We start from the raw sequence: 19305 nt of genomic DNA on the forward strand, positions 1-19305 counted from the left end.
CAGGACTACTGACCGCCGCTGTCGCCTTCGGGCACCTGTTCAGCCGGCGCCTGCTCGGCGGGAGCCGGTTCGGTGGGGGCCGGGGCGGGAGCCGCGCCGTCGGCGGGCACCGGACCGCTCTCGAGCGGAATACGCCCGCCCACCGGTTCGACCGACGAGGCCTTCCAGACCCCGTCCACGTCCTGGACGTCCATCCGCATCGTCACCTTGGCCTTGTCGAAGCGGTCGGGCCACGTGGTGGTGACTGCCACGACGACCAGCGCCTTCGCAGTGCCGTCGTCGGTGTTCAGTTCCGTGAGTGTGCCCTGGATCAGCTCGGCCTTGCTCGCCGCACCCGACTGACGCATCTGGTCGGTGAACCCGTCCATCGTCGCCTGGAGGTCCTGGTTCATCTTGTCGCCCGTGATCGACGACTTCATATTCTCGAACGATCCGTCGAGGTCTTTCGAATCGACCGAGTTGAGGTTGATCGCGGCCTGCTGGGCGCCCGTCAACGCGGAATCGCGTGCGTCGGCGATCGGCTTGTCCACGAAGAGAGCGCGCGCCCACCCGAAGCCAAACCATCCGGCTGCGACAACCGCGATCACCACCAGTGCGGTCACCGCAGCAAACGAGGCCTTCAGAGTTCTGTCCTTCCCCGGAGTCGATTGTCCCGACTCCGGGGGCGTGGTAATTCGCGTCACACCAATACCCTACTGATTGTTTTCTTCTACTCGCCCTCGGTCGGGACCGAATGCTACTTGGGAGTAACCCCGAGGAGCGGCGCGAGCTGCGTTGCGATGGGATTCAAGTTGAGAGTGTCAGGCATGACCTTCGGCTTGAAATCCCACGGCTGGATCGTGTCCGGATCGGCGAACACGATGCGGTCTGCACTTCGCACACCCGTCACGCTTCCCTGGGGAGCGTCGCAGTTGGCCTTCGTGTTGTACGGGAAGTCCTGCTGGGTGTCGTCGAAGTTCGGGTCCTGCCGCTTCATCTCGGCCAGGATTTCCTGTGTCCCTTCGTAACCGAGTGTGCACGACGGCGGATTGTTGGTTTCCAGGACGATGCCCTGATGCACCGTGCCGTCGCCGGGGGCCACCGTCGACGCGGACGCCGCGATGGCAGGCAGGAACATCAGGATCGGCCGCAGCGCGATCGCCTGCGGAGCCAGTTTGTCGCCGACAGCGGCGAGGTTCGTCAGGTCGGTGGTGAGACTCGGACCGATCTGGTTCACCAGCAGACCGACCTCGTCGCTCGCCGGAATTCCCTTGTCGATGATCGCGCGGAGATCGGGGTCGCTGGTCCGCAGCTGCGCCGCAACCGCGTCGAGGTCCGAACTGAACTGGGCGATCGCGGAGGACTGATCGGACTGCGTCGCCAGCACCGTCTGGCTGTCCCTGATGAGGGCCAGGGTCTGCGGGAGGACGTCGAGTCCGTCCTTCGTCAGCGTCGACAGCGAATCCGCGAGTGTCTGCAGATCCTCGCCCTTGCCGTTGAATGCCGTTCCCAGCTGGGTGACGACCGTGCGCAACGAGTCGACCGGAACCGACCGGACCAGACCGTCGGTGGCCATCAGCACCTGCTCGACCGGAACGGGTGTCGACGTGTCGGCCTCGGTGATCACCGAGCCCTGTTCGAGGAACGGCCCCTGGTCGCTGTCGGGCTGCAGGTCCACGTACTGCTCACCGATCGCGGATCGGTTGGCGACGACGGCCTTGGCCGACGCCGGGATGTCGGGCCCACCCGAGGAGATCTTCAACTCGACGTTGATTCCGTCCGCGGTCAGGGACAGCTCGCCGACCCGGCCGACGGGAACTCCGCGGTACGTGACCTCGGCGTTGGTGAAGATGCCGCCGGAGTCCTTGAACTGCGCGTTCACGTCGAATTCACCGAACCCGAGCAGGTTGTCGAGGCGGACGTATTTGGCGCCGACGTAGACCAGCCCGAGCATCGCCACGATGGCGAACGCGACGAGCTGGATCCTGACCAGTCGTGACCTCACTGTCCACCCCCGATTCCGAACTGCTCCAGCAGTCCCCCGAGCGGGTTCTGCGGCGACGGCGCTGCGCCGTCCGTCGTGCCGTTCTCTGCACCGTTGCCGGCCGCGGGCGCGGTTCCGGGGAGACCCGGGATCCGCAGACCCGTCGGGGCGGGGATGATCGGCGGAATCGGCAGCAGCGACACCGTCGGCCATCCCGGCTTCGGTCCGTTGCCGTTGTAGTACGGGTTCGAGGGATCGACGATCGGCTTGGGCTCACCGAACTTCGGCGGCACGTACACCGGGTCGCCCTGACCGACGCCGAGTGCGCTGAGCGCATCGCCGATCTGCAGGTCGACCGTGAGGAACAGGTTGACCGATCCGCCGAGCGCGATCTTCTCGACACCGTCCGGGAACGGGACGGTCGGGATGAACGCGAGCGAATTGGGCAGGTCGTCGCCGGACTCGGCGAGCGCCTTCAGCGTCGGCCGCAGTGCGAGGAGATCCGCGATCAGATCGTTCTTCGACCTGTTGATCACGTCCGTGCCGACGGTACCGAGCCGGTCCAGCTGCGTCAGCATCTGGGTGAGCTGCGGACGCTGCTCGTTGAGCACTTCGGCGGCGATCGGGAGCTGATCGAGGATCAGCCCGATCTTCTCGTTCTGTTCGTTCACCCGTGTGGTCAAGGTGTCGAGTCCGTCCAGGGCGCGGGTGATGTCGTCGCGCTGCTGGTTGAGACCGTCGATGAGCGTGTTCGCCTGCTCGAGAAGTCCGCGGACACGATCCTCACGCCCGTCGAGTGCGGTGGTCAGTTCGTGCACGATCGGCTGCAACTGGCCGACGCCGCCACCGTTGAGCAGCAGCGACAGCGCGCCGAGTACCTGCTCGATCTCGGTGGCGTGCCGGGTGCGATCGAGGGAGATCGTGTCGCCGTCCTCGAGCCGCGCGGGATCCTTGTCCTCCGGCGGTTCGGACAACTGGACGAACTTCTCGCCGAGCAGGTTCGTCTGCTCGATGGCGGCGACCGCGTTGGCCGCGAGATCGACGGACGAGTCGAGGACGACCTCCACATCCGCCGTCCAGCCGTCCGGCGCCACCTTGATCGTTTCGACCCGGCCCACCGGAACACCGTCGACCTTGACTGCGGACTGCGGGACGAGGTCGAGGACGTCGTCGAACTGGATCGTCAGGTGCATCGGGTGGTCACCGACATCCGGACCGCCCGGCAGCGGAACTCCGTAGATTCCCTCCGACGAGCATGACGTCACTGCAATGGCGACGGCGCACGCACCGGCGCCGAGGATTACCGACCGCTTCATTCGCCCTCACCACCCGTTGCACCTTCGAATCGCGGCGACACGACACCCGGCACCGTGCCGGGCGTGACCGTCCGCTGAATGTTGTCGGCACTCATGATCCCGAAGGGAAGCACGAGCGACGGCGTCTTCGCCGATTGCGTGATCTGCGACGTGATGTTGGCGCAGTTGTCGATCAGCGGCTGCATCTGACGCCCGAGTTGCTCGAACCGCGGATCGCCGGGAACCAGCTTGCCGAGGTCGATCAACTTGCACGCGACGCCGGCCGGATCCTGCAGATCCGGGAACGCCAGACGCGATGCCAGGTTGCCGGACTCCGCGTCGTAGGAGTTGGCCAGGTTGCTGATCGCCAGCGGAAGCAGGGTCAGCGAGTTGACGAGCGACTCGCGGTTGTCCGCGAGGGTCTGCGTCACCGGAACCAGATCGTCCACGTTCTCGGCGAGGATCTCCCGGTTGTCGGCCACGAACTTCGAGACGTCGCCGAGGGCGATCGCCAGCTGGTTGAGGGCGGCACCGAGGTTCTCCCGCTCCCCCGCAAGGAATCCGGACAAGTCGGAGAGCTGCGAATTGAAGTCGCGGACCTGCTGATCGTTGGCCGCCAGCGCACCCACGAACACCTGGAGGTTCTTGACGGTGTCGAACAGGTCGCCGCGGCTCTCGTTGAGCGTGCGGGCGGCGTCGGACAGCTGATTGATGCTCTGCCCCAGCGCCTCTCCGTTGCCGTCGAGGTTGGCCGCGCCGGTCTCGACGAACTGGGACAGCGCGCCTTCCTTGTTCGCCCCGTCCGGGCCCAGAGCGGTGGAGAGCTTCTCGATGCTCGCGTACAGCTCATCCACCTCGACAGGAGTGGCCGTGCGGTCACGCGAGATGACGGCACCGCTCTGCATCTTGTCGCCGCCCGTGTAGGCAGGCGCGAGCTGGATGTAGCGGTCGGACACCACGGACGGCGTGACCTGGGCTGCCTTCGCGTCGGCGGGGATGTCGACGCCACGATCGACGCGCATGTCGACCTTCACCTGGTCGCCCTGCGGTTCGACACCGTCGACTGATCCGACCTTCACACCGAGGATCCGCACGTCGGAACCCTCGTAGATGCCCACCGACTTGTCGAAGTACGCGGTGATCTGCGTGGTTCCTGCGCGGGTGAACAACCACCACAGGGCCCCGGCGATCACGAGCGCGACGATGACGATTCCCGCGATGAGGGCGACCCCGCCGCGTCCGCCGCGCTCGGCGCCGTTCTCGACGTCTGCCATCAGTTACCCCCCAACGTGCGGACGGGATCGCGCGGACCGGGAATGTCGGGCAGACCCGGCGGCAGGAGGTTCACCACGACCTGGTCGAACCAGCGACCGTTACCGACCACGTTCGTGTACAGGCGGACGAACGGCTCGTACAGTTTCATCGCCTTGTCCAGGTTCTCGTTGTTGGCCTTGAGGATCTCGACGACACCGTCGAGCTGTTCGAGCGCGGGACCGATGGCGGCCTCGTTGTCGCGCACGAGTCCGGTCAACTGCTGCGACAGCCGCTGAGTTCCGGTGAGCAGCTGAGAGATCGACTGCTGACGGCTGTTGAGCTCACCGAGCAGCAGACCGGCGTCGCTGATCAACCGGTTGAATTCGGCGTTGCGGTCGGCGAGGACCTTGGTGGTCTTGCCGGTCGCGTCGAACAACTTCTGCAGTTCCTGATCGCGGCTGGCGATGGTCTGCGACAGCCTGCTCACACCGTCCAGGGAGGCTCGGATCTCCGTGGGAGTTCCCTCGAACGCCTGCGACAGCGTCACCATGCTCTGTGCGAGCTGATCGGAGTCGATGTCACCCACCGTCTGTGCGGCGGCCGAGAACGCTTCGATCACGTCGTACGGAGACGTGGTGCGGTCCAACGGGATCACGTCGCTCGGATTCAGGGTGTCCGAACCACGGGGGTCGAGGGCCAGGTACTTCTGACCCAGGATCGTCTTGATCTGGATGGACGCCGACGTCTCGTTGCCGACCCACGCGTCCGACACCTTGAAGGCGACGTCCACATGGTCCCCGTCGAGCTCGACGGACGTGACCTTGCCGACCTTGACGCCGGCGATCCGGACCTCGTTGGAGGGCTTGAGCCCTGCCGCCTCGGTGAATTCGGCGTGATAGGTCGATCCGGCGCCGATGAACGGCAGCGAATCGAGGAAGAAAGCCGACAGGGTGGCCAACAGCACCACGAGAATGCCGAGGGCACCAGCCACTGCCGGGCTGCGACGTCTGCTCATCGTGTCTGCAACTCCTGTAGGCCGTCCTGCGTGCACCGTTTCGCCGAGTTGGTATAGAGCGGCTGGTTGACGGTGGGCAAGCCCGTGGGCAGGTTCAGTTGGGGCGCGGTACCTGGTCCTGCGACGATGTCGACTCCACAGAGGTAGAACTGGAACCAGGATCCGTAACTGGCTGCCCGGCCGAGCTTCTCGAGCTTTACCGGAAGCGTCTGGAGAACGCTGTTGACCGTGTCGGAGTTACGGTTCAACGTCGTCGCCAGCGTGTTCAGTGACGTGATGGATTCCTGGATGGACGGTCGGGTGGGTTCGAGCAGGTCGGCCGTCGCGTCGGTCAGTCCCGCGAGGGACGTCACCGCCGAACCGACCGTTCCCCGCTCGTTCGCCAGGCCCGTGACGAGTTGCTGGGTGTTGACGATCAGCGAATCGAGTTGATCGTCACGCTGATTCACCGTGGCCAGCACGTCGTTGAGGTTGTTGATCACCGCACCGATCACCCGATCCTTGTCGGCGACGGTGTTGGTGAGGCTTGCCGTGTTCTCGACCAGTTCCGTGATGGTTCCCGACTCGCCCTGGAACACCTGGATGATCTGGTAGGACAACTTGTTCACGTCGTCGGCACTGAGGGTCTGGAACAGCGGACGGAACCCGTCGAACAGCGTGGTGAGGTTGACGGCAGGCTTCGTCCGCTCCATCGGAATGGTGTCGCCGCCGCTCATCTTCATTCCCTGCTGCCCCTCGCCCTGTTCGAGCGCGATGTAGCGCTGCCCCACGAGGTTCCGGAAGCGGATGGTCGCGGTGGTGCTGGCGGGCAGCCAGTCCCGTTCCGACACCGTGAACTGAACCTCGGCTTCGCGGTCGTCGTGGATCGCGATCTTCTCGACCTGACCCACACGCACACCGGCGATGCGGACCTCGTCGCCCTCGTTGAGCGAGGTGACGTCCGAGAAGATCGCGTTGAACTTGGTGCCACCGCCGCCACCGAGGTTGGCGATGGTGGCGGCCAGCAAACCGGTCGCGAGGATGGTGACCACGGCGAACACGATCAGCTTGACCAATGGTGCGGCCAGGCCCCTCACTTGAAGCTCACCTCAGTCCCCCTCATGGTCGGCGCGCCGACGAGTGTCGTCCAGCTCGGCACGTCCTCCGGCGCCATGCCCCCGGCCTCGCCGTAGACGACGTCCAACGTGTCCTGCTCCATCTTCGAACCCGCGTAACTTGCGGGCGTGACCTCGGCTCCGTACCCCGGGACCTGATCGGGGACTCCGGCGGGCGCCGGGAGGAAGTCGATGGTCGACGGGCCGGGATTCCGCGAAGGCACCTGGTAGGCACCGTCGTTGTAGGACGACCCGCCCGGGTACTGCGGGAACTTCCCCCCCGGAGCGGTGACGTTGTCGTAGCAAGCCGGTCCGCGGTTGTCGAGCAGCCGCGGCTCGTCCTGGTTGGGCACGTAGCGACCCTTCGGATTGACGAACTGCACGCTGGCACGCACACCCGGGTACGGATCGTCCGGTGCCAGCAGTTCACGGGCGACGGGAGCGGACTTGGCGAAGCCCGCGAACGTGCAGCCGAAACTCGGCGAGTAACGGCCGAGGATCTGCAGTGCCTCACGCGAATCGGCGGCGATACTGACGATCGATTCGGCGTTGGTCTGCAGGAGATCCGCGGTGCTGGACGCGGTTCCGGTCAGCGACGCGAGCAACGTGGAGATCTCGCCCTGCTTCTCCACCACGGTATTTCCGGTGGTACGGAGATTGTCGAGGGCGTTGACCAGGTCGGGCGCCGCCTCGGAGTACGTCTGCGAGAAATCTGCCAGACCGCGCAGATCCTCCTGGATGGTAGGAAGTTCCGTGTTCAGCCCGCCGAAGATCTCCTCGAGACGGTCGAGCGTCAGTCCGAGTTCGGCACCGCGCCCGCTCAGTCCCTGGGACAGCGCGCCGAGCGTGTTCGCCAGGTCCTGCGGCGGAATCGCCTGCAGCAGCGGCAGCAGACCGTCCAGAACCTCGCCGACCTCGACGGCGTTGCCACTCTTGTCCTGACGCAGCGTGTCGCCGGCCTGGATCGGCGGAGCGGTGTCGCCCTCGGGAACGATCAGCGACACATAGCGCTCACCGAACAGCGTCTTGGGCAGCAACCGCGCCGTCGCGTTGGACGGAATCAGCTGCGCCTTGTCGGGCTGGATCGCAAGATCCAGGGTGACCTCGCCCTCATGGGAGGACGCCGAGCGCACCTCGCCGACGATGAGGCCACGGACCTTCACGTCCGCATTGGGCGGCAGGGCATTTCCGGCGGTGTCCGTGAGCAGGTCGATCTTGACGACCTTGGTGAACGTCTTGTTGAACATGCCGATCGTGAAGACCAGGAACAACGCGAGGACGAGGAAGAACACCAGCCCCAGCACCCGTCGGCCCACAACAGATGTCGTGTTGCTCATCCGGCCACCCTCACTGTGGTCGTCGTGCCCCAGATGGCGAGGCTCAGGAAGAAGTCGAGAACGGCGATGGTGACGATCGCGGTGCGGACCGCCCGACCCACGGCCACACCCACACCGGCGGGACCACCCGACGCGTGATAGCCGTAGTAGCAATGGATCAGGATCAGCACGAACGCGAAGATCAGCACTTTCGCGAACGAATACAGGACGTCCTGCGGTGGCAGGAACAAGTTGAAGTAGTGGTCGTAGGACCCGGTCGACTGGCCGTTGAACACGGTACTGATGACGCGGGAGGCGAGATAGGCCGCGAGCAGACCGACAATGTACAGCGGGATGACGGCGACGAATCCCGCGATCATGCGGGTGGTGACAAGGAACGGCACACTCGGTACCGCCATGACCTCCAGCGCGTCGATCTCCTCCGAGATGCGCATGGCGCCGAGCTGCGCGGTGAAACCACAACCGACGGTGGCCGAGAGCGCGAGTGCCGCAACGATCGGCGCGATCTCACGGGTGTTGACGTACGCGGACAGGAAGCCGGTGAGGACCGAGCTGCCCAGCTGTTCGAGCGCGGCGAAACCCTGCAGTCCGACGACGACGCCGGTGAAGCCGGACATCATCGCGATGACGCCGATGGTGCCGCCGATGACGGCGAGCGCGCCGCTGCCGAATGTGACCTCGGCGAGCAGCCGGAGCACTTCCTTGCGGTAGTGCACGAGAGTGTGTGGCGACCAGGCGATTGCCCTGGCGTAGAACGACATCTGCTCGCCGGCCCGGTCGAGCACGTTGAGCGGCGCACGACCGACTCGGCGTGCCGCCATCAGCGTCCGGTCACCGCGTCCCTTGGCGATTGTCATCGGGTCACGATCCCTTCGCCGGAACGATTTGGAGGTACACCATGGTCAGGATCAGGTTCGCGAAGAACAGCAGCAGGAACGTGATCACCACAGACTGGTTCACCGCGTCACCGACGCCCTTGGGTCCGCCCTTCGGGTGGAGGCCTTTGTACGCGGCGATGACACCGGCGATGACACCGAAGACGGCCGCCTTGAGCTCGCCGACCCAGATGTCGGGAAGCTGCGCGAAGGCCGAGAACGATGCCAGGTACGCACCGGGATTACCCCCTTGGAGAATGACGTTGAAGAAGTACCCGCCCGCGATACCGACCACGGACACGAGGCCGTTGAGCAGGATCGCGACGAGAACCATGGCAAGCACCCGAGGCACGACGAGTCGCTGAATCGGGTTGATACCGAGAACCTCCATGGCGTCGATCTCTTCGCGGATCGTCCGCGCACCGAGATCCGCCGTGACGGCCGAGCCCGCAGCCCCGGCCACCAGAAGTGCCGTCACCAGCGGGGAACCCTGCTGGATGACGGCGAGCACGCTGGCCGCTCCCGTGAACGACTCCGCACCGAGCTGCTTGATGAGCGATCCGGTCTGCAGAGACACCACTGCGCCGAACGGAATCGCGACCATTGCCGTCGGCAGGATCGTGACGCTGGCAATGAACCAGGCCTGTTCGATGAACTCGCGGAACTGGAACGGCCGCTTGAACGTGTTTCGTGCGACGTCGACGAAGAGCTCGACGATATTTCCGGCCTGCGTCAGCGCACCGTTGACCGGCCGCAAGACCGAGCTGCGGGTAACCCCCATCCGATATGCCTACCCTTGCCCGTGAGTGGTGTTTTCGTATCCTTCGCCCCGGTATGCGGGGATGACCTGTGTGTCTTCCTGGCTGTATGCGTAGTCGTAGCCCCCGCCGCCGTTTCCGCCGGAAGTCTCGTCGAGGCTTTCCTGGATGGCGATCTGGGCATTCTCCGGCAGGGTGTGCATGATGTGCCGGACGCGTTCCTGACGGCGGGCCACGGCCTGCCGGAACGGCATCCCCGGCGTCGCCTTCATCTGCGGGACGATGCCCTCGACGTCGTCGACACCACCGGCATGGTGGCCGGCATCGACCATCGCCTGCTCCTGCGCCATGGTGGCCTCGTCCTTCTCCTCCGACATCCCGATCGGACCGATCATCGTGCCGTTGAGGAACTGCTTGACCACCGGCTCCTCACTGGTGAGCAGCACCTCCCGCGGACCGAACATCACCAGATGCCGGCGGAACAGCATGCCGATGTTGTCCGGCACCGTCCGCGCGAGGTTGATGTTGTGCGAGACGATCAGGATCGTCGCGTCGATCTCGGCGTTGATGTCGATCAACGTCTGCGAGATGTAGGTGGTACGCACCGGATCCAGACCCGAGTCCGGCTCGTCGACGAGGATGATCTGCGGGTCCAGCACCAGGGCCCGGGCCAGGCCCGCGCGCTTGCGCATGCCGCCGGAGATCTCGCCGGGCAGCTTGTCCTCGGCCCCGAGCAGGCCGACGAGCTCCATCTTCTCCATCACGATCTTGCGGATCTCGGACTCGGACTTCTTGGTGTGCTCGCGCAGCGGGAACGCCACGTTGTCGAACAGGTTCATCGACCCGAACAGCGCGCCGTCCTGGAACAGCACTCCGAACAGCTTCCGGATCTCGTACAGCTCCTTGGACGAGCACTCGAGAATGTTGGTGCCGTCGATCACGATCGAACCCTGCTCCGGGCGGAGCAGACCGATCAGCGACTTCAGGAACACCGACTTACCCGTACCCGACGGCCCGAGCAACGCACTGACCTCACCGGCAGGGAGGGTCAATGTGACGTCCTGCCAGATCCTCTGCGAGCCGAACGACTTGGTCAGTCCCTCGACGGATACCTCGACTCCCACCATTACCTCCGCGACCGTTCGATGCACTCACCCCGTGTGGGTTGGGTCACTCTATCGCATCGACGTGTTACCTGTGACAAGGGATGCTACTCATGAGTAAGGAAGCATGCCAACAGCGGGTCCCACTATGCAAAACAACGCGTCTGAACTGGGATAACGGTAGCGAAATTTCTGGTCGCGCGTCCAGCTTTCGGCCGGGAATCTCGACACTCCGAAGCCGTCTGCGGACGCAAAAAGAGGGCCACTCCCCACGGATGGGGAGTGGCCCTCTTCGTCTGCTCGGCGAGCAGCGCGGGAGAGACCGTCTTACTTGACGGTGATCTTCGCGCCGGCAGCCTCGAGCTTCTCCTTGGCGGCGTCGGCCGCGTCCTTGGCAACCTTCTCCAGGATGGCCTTCGGAGCACCCTCGACGAGGTCCTTGGCTTCCTTCAGGCCGAGGCCGGAAACGACCTCACGGACGACCTTGATGACCTGGATCTTCTTGTCGCCGGCCGACTCGAGGACGACGTCGAACTCGTCCTGCTCCTCAGCAGCCTCGGCGGCAGCCGGTGCTCCGCCTGCAGCGGCAACGGCGACCGGGGCAGCGGCGGTGACCTCGAAGGTCTCCTCGAATGCCTTCACGAACTCCGAGAGCTCGAGGAGGGTGAGCTCCTTGAACTGGTCCAACAACTCTTCGGTGCTGAGCTTCGCCATTGTGGCGGTCCTTCCTGTAAGTCCCATGTCGCTGATCCGCGACCGGGCGGGGTTATAGCAGTGATGCGCGGGTGCGGATCAGCTTTCGGCTGCAGCCTCGGCGGGAGCTTCGGCAGCTCCGCCTTCTGCGGCCTTCTTTTCCTGCAGAGCAGCAGCCAGTCGGGCCACCTGCGAAGCAGGAGCGTTGAACAGGCCTGCGGCCTTTGCCAAGTTGCCCTTCATCGCGCCGGCAAGCTTGGCCAACAGGATCTCGCGGGACTCGAGGTCCGCGATCTTGTTGACCTCGTCCACGGACAGCGCAGCGCCGTCCATGTAGCCGCCCTTGATGATGAGCGCCTTGTTGTCCTTAGCGAAGTTCTTCAGAGCCTTCGCAGCATCGACGGGCTCGCCCTTGATGAATGCAATGGCGGTCGGACCGACGAAAAGGTCATCAAGGCCCTCGACGCCCGCCTCAGCAGCGGCACGCTTGACCAGGGTGTTCTTGGCGACGGAGTAGGTGGCACCTTCTCCGAGAGCGCGTCGCAGTGTCGTGATGTTGCCCACCGTCAGACCACGGTATTCCGTGATCACAGCAGCGGTCGAACCCTTGAACTGCTCGGTGATCTCCGCAACCGCGGAAACCTTCTCAGGCTTTGCCATACTTCGCCTCCTCTCATGACAGTCGTTATCCCACTTCGGAACCGCTGCGTACCGCCGGAATCCCGGAGCACACAATCCACGACATGCAAAACGCCCCGGTGCAGGGCACACGGGGCGTGAAAGGAAACGATACGGCCAGGGCGCTAGCCCACAACCGATACGCATCCCCCTACCTCGTCCTCCTGCGTGGGCCGCCGGACATTCCCGGACTTTCAATCACACCCTTGCGGGCGCGATCACCAACGGTCTTGGGTAGAACATGATTTGGGGTGAAGTTCAGATACTGCATTGAACTCCGCAGGACAGATTACGGCATGGCCTGCACAACCGCCAAATCGTGGCCGCGACCCGCCTCGCGGAAGTGATCGGCGTCACTCCATGGCCGCGGTGTGGTTCAAAAGACTGAAGCTGCATCGAATTACCTGTTACGCGCCGTTACATATATGGGCTAGCTTTTGGTCATGACAATCCTCGAAGCCCGGGCCGTCGTGGCCGGGTCCCGGACGCGCCGCTTCCTCGCGCTTGCCGTGATCTGCCTGGCCGAACTGCTGGTCGTGCTCGACAACACCATCGTCAACGTCGCCCTCCCGTCGATCGGTGTCGAACTCCGCACCAGTGTCAGCGGCCTGCAGTGGGTCGTCGACGCCTACACGCTGACGTTCGCAGGCCTGCTCCTGGCGTTCGGCAACCTCGGCGACCGCTACGGTCGTCGCCGCGTCATGGTCATCGGCCTGATCGGCGTCGCCTTCATGTCGGTCGCCGGCGCCAACGCCGAGAGTCTGGGGCAGGTCATCGCGGCCCGGGCGGCGATGGGTGTCTTCGCGGCCGCCGTCTTCCCCGCGACCCTCGCCCTCGTCATCAACATCTTCACCGACGTGCGGGAACGGGCGCTGGCCATCGCCGCCTGGACCGCGATGGCCGGATTCGCGATCGCCATCGGGCCGATGGCCGGCGGGTGGCTGCTCGAGCATTTCAGCTGGCACTCCGTCTTCTGGATCAACGTGCCGATCGCCGTGGGCGCGGCAGCGGCGACGCTGCTCCTGGTGCCGGAATCGCGCGCCTCCGTCATCGGACGGATGGACCTCGTCGGAATCGCCGCCTCGATCACCGGAATCACCGTCCTCGTGTGGGCCATCATCGAAGCCCCTCACCACGGGTGGACGTCATCCGTCACGTTGGGCGCCGTCGCCCTCTCGATCGCGGTCCTGATCGGATTCGTCCTCTGGGAGCTGCGCACCGAGCACCCGATCCTCGACCTGCGGCTGTTCCGCAACCGCAGGTTCTCCCTGCCCGCCCTGGCGATCGCCATCGGGTACTTCTCGATGTTCGGCTTCCTGTTCCTCATCACGCAGTACTTCCAGGGCGTCCGGGAGTACACGCCGTTCGAGTTCGGTGTCGCGTCGCTGCCGTTCGCGGTGTCGGTGGCGGTCGGCGCCCCCGTCGCCACACTTCTGGCGCAGCGAATCGGCACGACCCCGGTCATCGTGTTCGGCCTCCTCCTCACCGGGGTCGGCCTGTACCTCGGCGGTCAGGTGGCCGTCGACAGCAGCTACCTGACGGACGTCCTCCCGTCGATGGTGTCGATGGCGCTCGGATTGGCCATCGTGCAGGGGCCCGCGACCGAATCGATCATGGCGTCGCTGCCCCTCGACGAGGCGGGAGCAGGCTCGGCCGTGAACGACACGACCAGGGAAATCGGCGGAACGCTCGGTGTCGCCGTGCTCGGATCGATCGTCGCGTCGTATTACGCGACGACGATGAGTCCACTGCTCGACCGGATTCCGGCCGCGTTGATGAACGACGACGAGAAGGGGTTCGCACGCGCGACGGTCCTGAGTGTGCTCGAGATCCGGAAACGGGAGATCCCGCCGTTCCTCGAACAGCAACGTGAGAATCTCATCCTCACCATGAAGACGACGGTCTTGCAGGGCTCGCACACTGCGTCGCTCGTCGCGGCGGGCGCCGTGGTGGTCTGCGCGCTCGTCGTCGCGATCTTCATGCCCTGGGCGCCGGCTCGCACGGACTCCGTGATGCTGGCGTGGCGAACGAAGTCCGAATCGGGAACCGCCGACGAAGACTGAACCCGGAAAAGCAGTTCGGCCGGTACGGAAGATTTCCGTACCGGCCGAACTGTGTGAAGCGTGACTTACGCGTCGGCATCCTCGAGAAGGTTGCGGGTGCGGTTCGGGTCCACCGGGATGCCCGGGCCGGTGGTGGTCGAAACGGTGACCTTCTTGACGTAGCGGCCCTTCGCGGAGGACGGCTTCGCACGCAGGATCTCGTCCAGCGCGGCGCCGTAGTTCTCCACCAGCTTGGCGTCGTCGAACGATGCCTTGCCGATCACGAAGTGCAGGTTGGCCTGCTTGTCGACGCGGAAGTTGATCTTTCCGCCCTTGATGTCCGCGACAGCCTTCGTGACGTCAGCCGTCACGGTGCCGGTCTTCGGGTTCGGCATCAGGCCACGCGGTCCGAGGACGCGGGCGATGCGGCCGACCTTGGCCATCTGATCGGGAGTCGCGATGGCGGCGTCGAAATCGAGCCATCCACCCTGGATCCGCTCGATGAGGTCCTCGGCACCGACGGCGTCGGCTCCAGCTGCCTCGGCCTCGGCGGCCTTCTCTCCGACTGCGAACACGATGACGCGGGCGGTCTTACCGGTGCCGTGCGGCAGGTTGACCGTGCCGCGGACCATCTGGTCCGCCTTGCGGGGGTCGACGCCCAGACGGACTGCAACCTCGACGGTCGCGTCCATCTTGCTCGACGACGTCTCCTTCGCCAGCTTCGCAGCCTGCAGCGGGCTGTACAGCTTGTCGAAGTCGATCTTCTCAGCGGCGGCGAGATACGCCTTGCTGCGCTTTGCCATTTCTTCTGTCCTAACTTCTCACCGCAGTGTGTGTCTCGTCTGCGATGGTGAATGGTTCAGTAGTGGTCTGGGCCTGGCCGGCCCTCCCACGCTTTCTTCGACGGCGGTGCCGTCAGTAGATCGCCGACGGTGACGCCGCCGATCGATCAGGGCTGACTCAGCCGTCGACCGTGATACCCATCGAGCGTGCGGTGCCGGCGATAATCTTCGCGGCCTGCTCGATGTCGTTCGCGTTGAGGTCTTCCTGCTTGGTCTTCGCGATCTCGCGCACCTGGTCCATGGTCACGGAAGCGACCTTGGTCTTGTGCGGCTCGCCGGAGCCCTTCTGCACGCCTGCAGCCTTGAGCAGCAGCTTGGCAGCCGGAGGGGTCTTCAGCTTGAAATCGAAGGTCCGGTCTTCGTAGACCGAGATCTCGACCGGCACCACGTTGCCGCGCTGGGACTCAGTCGCCGCGTTGTAGGCCTTGCAGAACTCCATGATGTTCACGCCGTGCTGACCAAGCGCGGGACCCACGGGCGGTGCAGGGTTAGCCTGACCGGCCTGGATCTGAAGCTTGATGAGCCCTGCGAGCTTCTTCTTCTTGGGGGGCATCTCGATTTCCTATTTCTTGCTGGGTGTGTTTCTTGCTACTGCAGTGCAAGTATGTGGCGCTAGATCTTCGCGACCTGCGTGAAGGACAACTCGACCGGGGTCTCGCGACCGAAGATCGAGACCAGGACCTTGAGCTTCTGCTGCTCGGCGTTGACCTCGCTGATGCTGGCGGGCAGCGTGGCGAACGGGCCGTCCATGACGGTGACCGACTCGCCGACCTCGAAGTCGACCTCGATGAGCGGCTTCGCGAAGCTCTCTCCGCCGGTCTCCCCCGCCGAGACGGTTGCCGCGGCGGCCTGCTTCTTCTGCTCCTGCTGCGGGAGCAGGAACTTGATGACCTCGTTGAGGGTCAGCGGGGACGGACGCGACGTCGCACCGACGAATCCGGTGACGCCGGGCGTGTTGCGCACGGCTCCCCAGGACTCGTCGTTGAGATCCATGCGGACCAGGATGTAGCCGGGCAGAACCTTGCGGTTGACCTGCTTACGCTGGCCGTTCTTGATCTCGGTGACCTCTTCGGTGGGAACTTCCACCTGGAAGATGTAGTCGCCGACGTCGAGGTTCTGGACACGGGTCTCGAGGTTGGCCTTGACCTTGTTCTCGTAGCCCGCGTAGGAGTGAATGACGTACCAGTCACCGGGTGCACGGCGCAGAGCGGCCTTGAGTTCCGCAACGGGATCCTCGGGCTCTTCGGCGGCCACAGCCTCGTCGGCGGTCCCAGCCTCGTCGGCGGTCCCAGCCTCGTCGACGGGCGCCTCGTCCGCGGCGATCTCGTCAGCCGGGGCGTCCTCGGCGTCGTCACCGTCGATTTCCGCGGCTTCGGTGCCCTCCTCGGCAGCCTCGACATCCACTTCGGCTGCCGCCTCGGCAGAAACACGCTCTTCGGCCAAAGCCTCATTCGTGTCGTTCTCGGGGGTGCTCACTGGGGCACTCGCTTCCTCTCGTCACTCACATACTTCGGATCCACCGGGGCGGATTCCGTCAACCGAACAACCAGGTGACGCCCTTGATGACCACCAGATCCAACACGCCGATGAACGTCACCATGAACACCACGAAGACCAGGACGACACTGGTGTAGGTGATCATCTGCTTGCGATTGGGCCAGATGACCTTGCGCAGCTCGGCGATGACCTCGCGGAGGAACCGGCGCAGGCGCTTGAAGATGTTTTCCTTGCGCGGCGTGTCGGCGCGATCCTTCTTCGCCGGCTTGACCTTGGTGGTCGTGTCCGACTTCGAGAGTTCCGGTGACTTCACAGAACTCGCGGCGACCTCGGTACCTGCCGGTGAACGACGGCCCTGGCGCTTACCGCTGGGCTTTCCCGAGGGAGTGGCGGAACGCGTGGTGGTGGCGTCGGCCGCAGTGTCGTCGGCACCGTCCGGGCGCGTCGACCCTGAAGTGTCGCCGTCGCGCTTGGCGCGCTCCTCGCTCACGTCGTTCCTCTCAGTCGCTGGCATCCGGGGGCAGGGGCGACAGGACTTGAACCTGCAACCTGCGGTTTTGGAGACCGCTGCTCTGCCAGTTGAGCTACGCCCCTTTGGTCGGGAGACCTGGTCCGAAACTAGCCTCGAACCAATTCTTGACCGACCTCTCTGTGATTACATGACACGCGCGCCACCCTTGCCGGCCGTACAGCACCGTAGGGCAGCGCGCAGCGCTGAGTAATCCCAGAAATCTCAGTGTACTTCAAAGCCCCGGAACAAACCCAATCCACCCGGCTGTCAGGCCAGACGGACCGTTGCGGTGGCGCGACCGAAGATCTTCTTTCCCTCGGAACGCGCCACGATCGCGACTACTGCTGTCTTGCTTTCCTCGTCGAGCGACTTCACCTTACCGGTGTACTCGACCTGCGCGGCCTCGTCCTCACGGACGTAGACCGAGCTCGTGAAACGAACGTTGTATTCCTTGACCGCACCCGGATCGCCGAGCCACGACGTGACGAATCCGCCGCCGAGACCCATGGTGAGCATTCCGTGCGCGATCACGTTGTCCAGACCGGCGAGCTTGACGACCTCGTCGCTCCAGTGGATCGGGTTGGGATCGCCGGACACGCCCGCGTAGTTGACCAGGTCGCCACGCGTGAGCTTCACGATGCGCTCGGGGAGTTCTTCACCCACCGAGACGTCCTCGAACTTACGAAGCGCCATGCATGATCACGTCCTTGACTGCGTGAGCGATGTTCTCGTCGACCTCGCCGCCGGTACGCGCGACGAGCGTCGTCCAAGTGGTCTGGACCAGGTCGTCGTGCTGATCGGTGACGATGTTCTTGGTGACGATGATGTCGCTGCCGCCCATCTGACGGAACGACTCCAGGTACACGTCACAGACCAGACGGTCGCCGACCTTGATCGGCTTGTGAAACTCGAGCCGCTGGTCGGTCTGGAGAATCTGGCTCGGATCGTAACCGGTGACGATCTCCTTGAAGAGGCGTCCCTGAGCGATGATGCCGACAAGCGAGATGAACGTCAGAGGAGCGAGGAGGCCGTCGTAACCGAGGCCCTTCGCGGCTTCTTCGTCGTGGTGAGCGGGGTGCCAGTCCTGCACGGCACGCGCGTACTCGCGCACCTTCTCGCGTCCGACCTCGTAGAAGTCGTCGACGCGGTAGTGGTGCCCGACCATCGCCAGTGCGTGCGCGGCAGGATCGGCAGGAACAGCCGCGGGCACGTAGGCCTCTGTCTCTGTCACAGTGTCAGTCACGCGAAAGAACCTCTTCTACCCTTGACGTCAGCGCGTGAGGGCAGCCTAGAGGACTCCCTTCGCGAACGCAGTCCTAGTTCCGGACCGTGTTACTTGGACTCGCGGTGCGACTGGTGAGTTCCGCAGTTCGGGCAGAACTTCTTGATCTCCAGGCGATCGGGGTCGTTGCGCCGATTCTTCTTGGTGATGTAGTTGCGGTGCTTGCATACCTCGCAGGCCAAAGTGATCTTGGGCCGAACGTCAGTCGAGGAGGCCACGGGATGCCTTCTTTCGGGTGAATCTGATTACGAACAATCAGGGTGGATCATGCATATTGTGTAGCGGTGACCGGACTTGAACCGGCGACGCAACGATTATGAGTCGTTTGCTCTACCAACTGAGCTACACCGCCTCGGTGTCGAGTGTCGCGCACTAGGCGCTCCACTTCAATCCAGCGAGCCCCCTAACGGAATCGAACCGTTGACCTTTTCCTTACCATGGAAACGCTCTGCCGACTGAGCTAAGGGGGCGTGCTTCGCTCGCACATCGCTGCGCGCTGAAGCCTTGACGAGATTACACAGAGTTCGCGTCCAGAACCAAATTGCCTGGTCAGCGGCTTTCACAAGTCGGTGCACCCGACAGTTCCGCTGGTGGCCGTGCTCGAGACCTGCGATCGAGCTCGGGGAGCACGCCGAAGTCCGTCCAGCCGGGCGGCCGTACCTTCGGCCGGTCCCAGCGTTCGCGTCCGAAGAGGTGCATGCGACGCGTCGGGCCATGTCGCCGACGATCCGGTCGGCATCGCCGCATGCGTGGGCGCCCAGTTTCGTCCACGAACGACAGAACCCCGGTGAGCTGTCGCTCACCGGGGTTCTGTGTGTGGCAGATGTAGGATTCGAACCTACGTAGGCATAAGCCGACGGATTTACAGTCCGCTCCCATTGGCCGCTCGGGCAATCTGCCGGGTTGCACGAGGAGCGCGAAATCAATGCGAAATCGCTCTCCGCTGCGGAAAGAAGAATACAACGAACGGCCCCCCGTTTTGCAAACCGGGTGGATACGGGCGGTTGCGAACCGATAGCGTCGAATCTGCTCGTCGGCATTCGGCGAGCCCCCTGCCGGGTCGCGG

General features: G+C 64.4%; 20 protein-coding genes and 4 tRNA genes. 1 reads left to right on the forward strand and 23 read right to left on the reverse strand.

Annotated features, from left to right (window positions below; translation table 11 throughout):
- Positions 1–5: 5 nt before the first annotated feature.
- From G9373_RS17290 to rplJ, 12 genes are all read right to left on the reverse strand, one after another.
- Positions 6–602 (reverse strand): hypothetical protein, encoded by a 597-nt coding sequence (locus tag G9373_RS17290; protein ID WP_005574377.1) that lies wholly within the window; start codon positions 600–602, stop codon positions 6–8.
- Between the two features lie 134 nt (positions 603–736).
- Positions 737–1984 (reverse strand): MlaD family protein, encoded by a 1248-nt coding sequence (locus tag G9373_RS17295; RefSeq protein ID WP_005258243.1) that lies wholly within the window; start codon positions 1982–1984, stop codon positions 737–739.
- Positions 1981–3279, reverse strand: a complete 1299-nt coding sequence (locus tag G9373_RS17300) for an MCE family protein (protein WP_005564075.1) — start codon at positions 3277–3279, stop codon at positions 1981–1983. Before G9373_RS17300 ends, G9373_RS17295 begins: the two co-directional genes overlap by 4 nt.
- Positions 3276–4532, reverse strand: coding sequence for an MCE family protein (locus G9373_RS17305; RefSeq protein WP_005564074.1), 1257 nt, complete (start codon positions 4530–4532; stop codon positions 3276–3278). The genes G9373_RS17300 and G9373_RS17305 overlap by 4 nt, the downstream gene beginning before the upstream one ends.
- Entirely contained in the window at positions 4532–5527 is a 996-nt protein-coding gene (locus G9373_RS17310) for an MCE family protein (protein ID WP_005564073.1), read from the reverse strand. The genes G9373_RS17305 and G9373_RS17310 overlap by 1 nt, the downstream gene beginning before the upstream one ends.
- Entirely contained in the window at positions 5524–6603 is a 1080-nt protein-coding gene (locus tag G9373_RS17315; protein ID WP_005258253.1) for an MlaD family protein, read from the reverse strand. Before G9373_RS17315 ends, G9373_RS17310 begins: the two co-directional genes overlap by 4 nt.
- The gene (locus G9373_RS17320; protein ID WP_133984976.1) at positions 6600–7958 is read right to left on the reverse strand and encodes an MCE family protein; all 1359 of its coding nucleotides are present in this window, start codon (positions 7956–7958) and stop codon (positions 6600–6602) included. Before G9373_RS17320 ends, G9373_RS17315 begins: the two co-directional genes overlap by 4 nt.
- Positions 7955–8815: an ABC transporter permease gene (locus G9373_RS17325; protein ID WP_005258256.1), complete on the reverse strand. Its 861-nt coding sequence runs from the start codon at positions 8813–8815 to the stop codon at positions 7955–7957. The genes G9373_RS17320 and G9373_RS17325 overlap by 4 nt, the downstream gene beginning before the upstream one ends.
- Before the next feature lie 4 nt (positions 8816–8819).
- Positions 8820–9614: an ABC transporter permease gene (locus G9373_RS17330; RefSeq protein ID WP_005252107.1), complete on the reverse strand. Its 795-nt coding sequence runs from the start codon at positions 9612–9614 to the stop codon at positions 8820–8822.
- A 9-nt stretch (positions 9615–9623) separates the two neighbouring features.
- Positions 9624–10718 (reverse strand): ABC transporter ATP-binding protein, encoded by a 1095-nt coding sequence (locus tag G9373_RS17335; protein ID WP_005258257.1) that lies wholly within the window; start codon positions 10716–10718, stop codon positions 9624–9626.
- 303 nt (positions 10719–11021) lie between these two features.
- Complete coding sequence (rplL, locus tag G9373_RS17340; RefSeq protein ID WP_005252104.1) at positions 11022–11408, reverse strand: 50S ribosomal protein L7/L12; 387 nt, start codon at positions 11406–11408, stop codon at positions 11022–11024.
- A 78-nt stretch (positions 11409–11486) separates the two neighbouring features.
- Positions 11487–12047, reverse strand: coding sequence for a 50S ribosomal protein L10 (gene rplJ, locus G9373_RS17345; RefSeq protein WP_005252102.1), 561 nt, complete (start codon positions 12045–12047; stop codon positions 11487–11489).
- Positions 12048–12508: 461 nt separating this feature from the next.
- On the opposite strand from rplJ, the gene G9373_RS17350 reads away from it, so the two are divergent.
- Entirely contained in the window at positions 12509–14128 is a 1620-nt protein-coding gene (locus G9373_RS17350; RefSeq protein WP_065492030.1) for an MFS transporter, read from the forward strand.
- A 65-nt stretch (positions 14129–14193) separates the two neighbouring features.
- On the opposite strand, the gene rplA is transcribed toward G9373_RS17350, so the two are convergent.
- From rplA to G9373_RS17405, 11 genes are all read right to left on the reverse strand, one after another.
- On the reverse strand, positions 14194–14910 hold the full coding sequence (gene rplA / locus G9373_RS17355) for a 50S ribosomal protein L1 (protein WP_005252097.1): 717 nt from the start codon (positions 14908–14910) through the stop codon (positions 14194–14196).
- A gap of 157 nt (positions 14911–15067) precedes the next feature.
- Positions 15068–15502 carry a 50S ribosomal protein L11 gene (gene rplK / locus G9373_RS17360; protein WP_005252095.1) on the reverse strand — a complete coding sequence of 145 codons (435 nt, stop codon included), beginning with the start codon at positions 15500–15502 and terminating at the stop codon, positions 15068–15070.
- A gap of 59 nt (positions 15503–15561) precedes the next feature.
- Positions 15562–16425 carry a transcription termination/antitermination protein NusG gene (gene nusG / locus G9373_RS17365; protein ID WP_167116015.1) on the reverse strand — a complete coding sequence of 288 codons (864 nt, stop codon included), beginning with the start codon at positions 16423–16425 and terminating at the stop codon, positions 15562–15564.
- A gap of 58 nt (positions 16426–16483) precedes the next feature.
- Positions 16484–16936 carry a preprotein translocase subunit SecE gene (gene secE / locus G9373_RS17370; RefSeq protein ID WP_005258268.1) on the reverse strand — a complete coding sequence of 151 codons (453 nt, stop codon included), beginning with the start codon at positions 16934–16936 and terminating at the stop codon, positions 16484–16486.
- 31 nt (positions 16937–16967) lie between these two features.
- Positions 16968–17040, reverse strand: a tRNA-Trp gene (locus G9373_RS17375).
- 184 nt (positions 17041–17224) lie between these two features.
- Entirely contained in the window at positions 17225–17650 is a 426-nt protein-coding gene (hadB, locus tag G9373_RS17380) for a (3R)-hydroxyacyl-ACP dehydratase subunit HadB (protein WP_005252091.1), read from the reverse strand.
- Complete coding sequence (gene hadA, locus G9373_RS17385) at positions 17637–18200, reverse strand: (3R)-hydroxyacyl-ACP dehydratase subunit HadA (protein ID WP_037204239.1); 564 nt, start codon at positions 18198–18200, stop codon at positions 17637–17639. The genes hadB and hadA overlap by 14 nt, the downstream gene beginning before the upstream one ends.
- An 89-nt stretch (positions 18201–18289) precedes the next feature.
- Positions 18290–18457: a 50S ribosomal protein L33 gene (gene rpmG / locus G9373_RS17390; RefSeq protein WP_005252089.1), complete on the reverse strand. Its 168-nt coding sequence runs from the start codon at positions 18455–18457 to the stop codon at positions 18290–18292.
- Between the two features lie 61 nt (positions 18458–18518).
- Positions 18519–18591: transfer RNA gene (locus tag G9373_RS17395), tRNA-Met, on the reverse strand.
- A gap of 45 nt (positions 18592–18636) precedes the next feature.
- Positions 18637–18709, reverse strand: a tRNA-Thr gene (locus tag G9373_RS17400).
- A 347-nt stretch (positions 18710–19056) separates the two neighbouring features.
- Positions 19057–19139, reverse strand: a tRNA-Tyr gene (locus tag G9373_RS17405).
- Positions 19140–19305 lie beyond the last annotated feature (166 nt).

Source organism: Rhodococcus sp. A14 (genome assembly GCF_011603105.1).
Taxonomy (GTDB): Bacteria; Actinomycetota; Actinomycetes; order Mycobacteriales; family Mycobacteriaceae; genus Rhodococcus_F; species Rhodococcus_F opacus.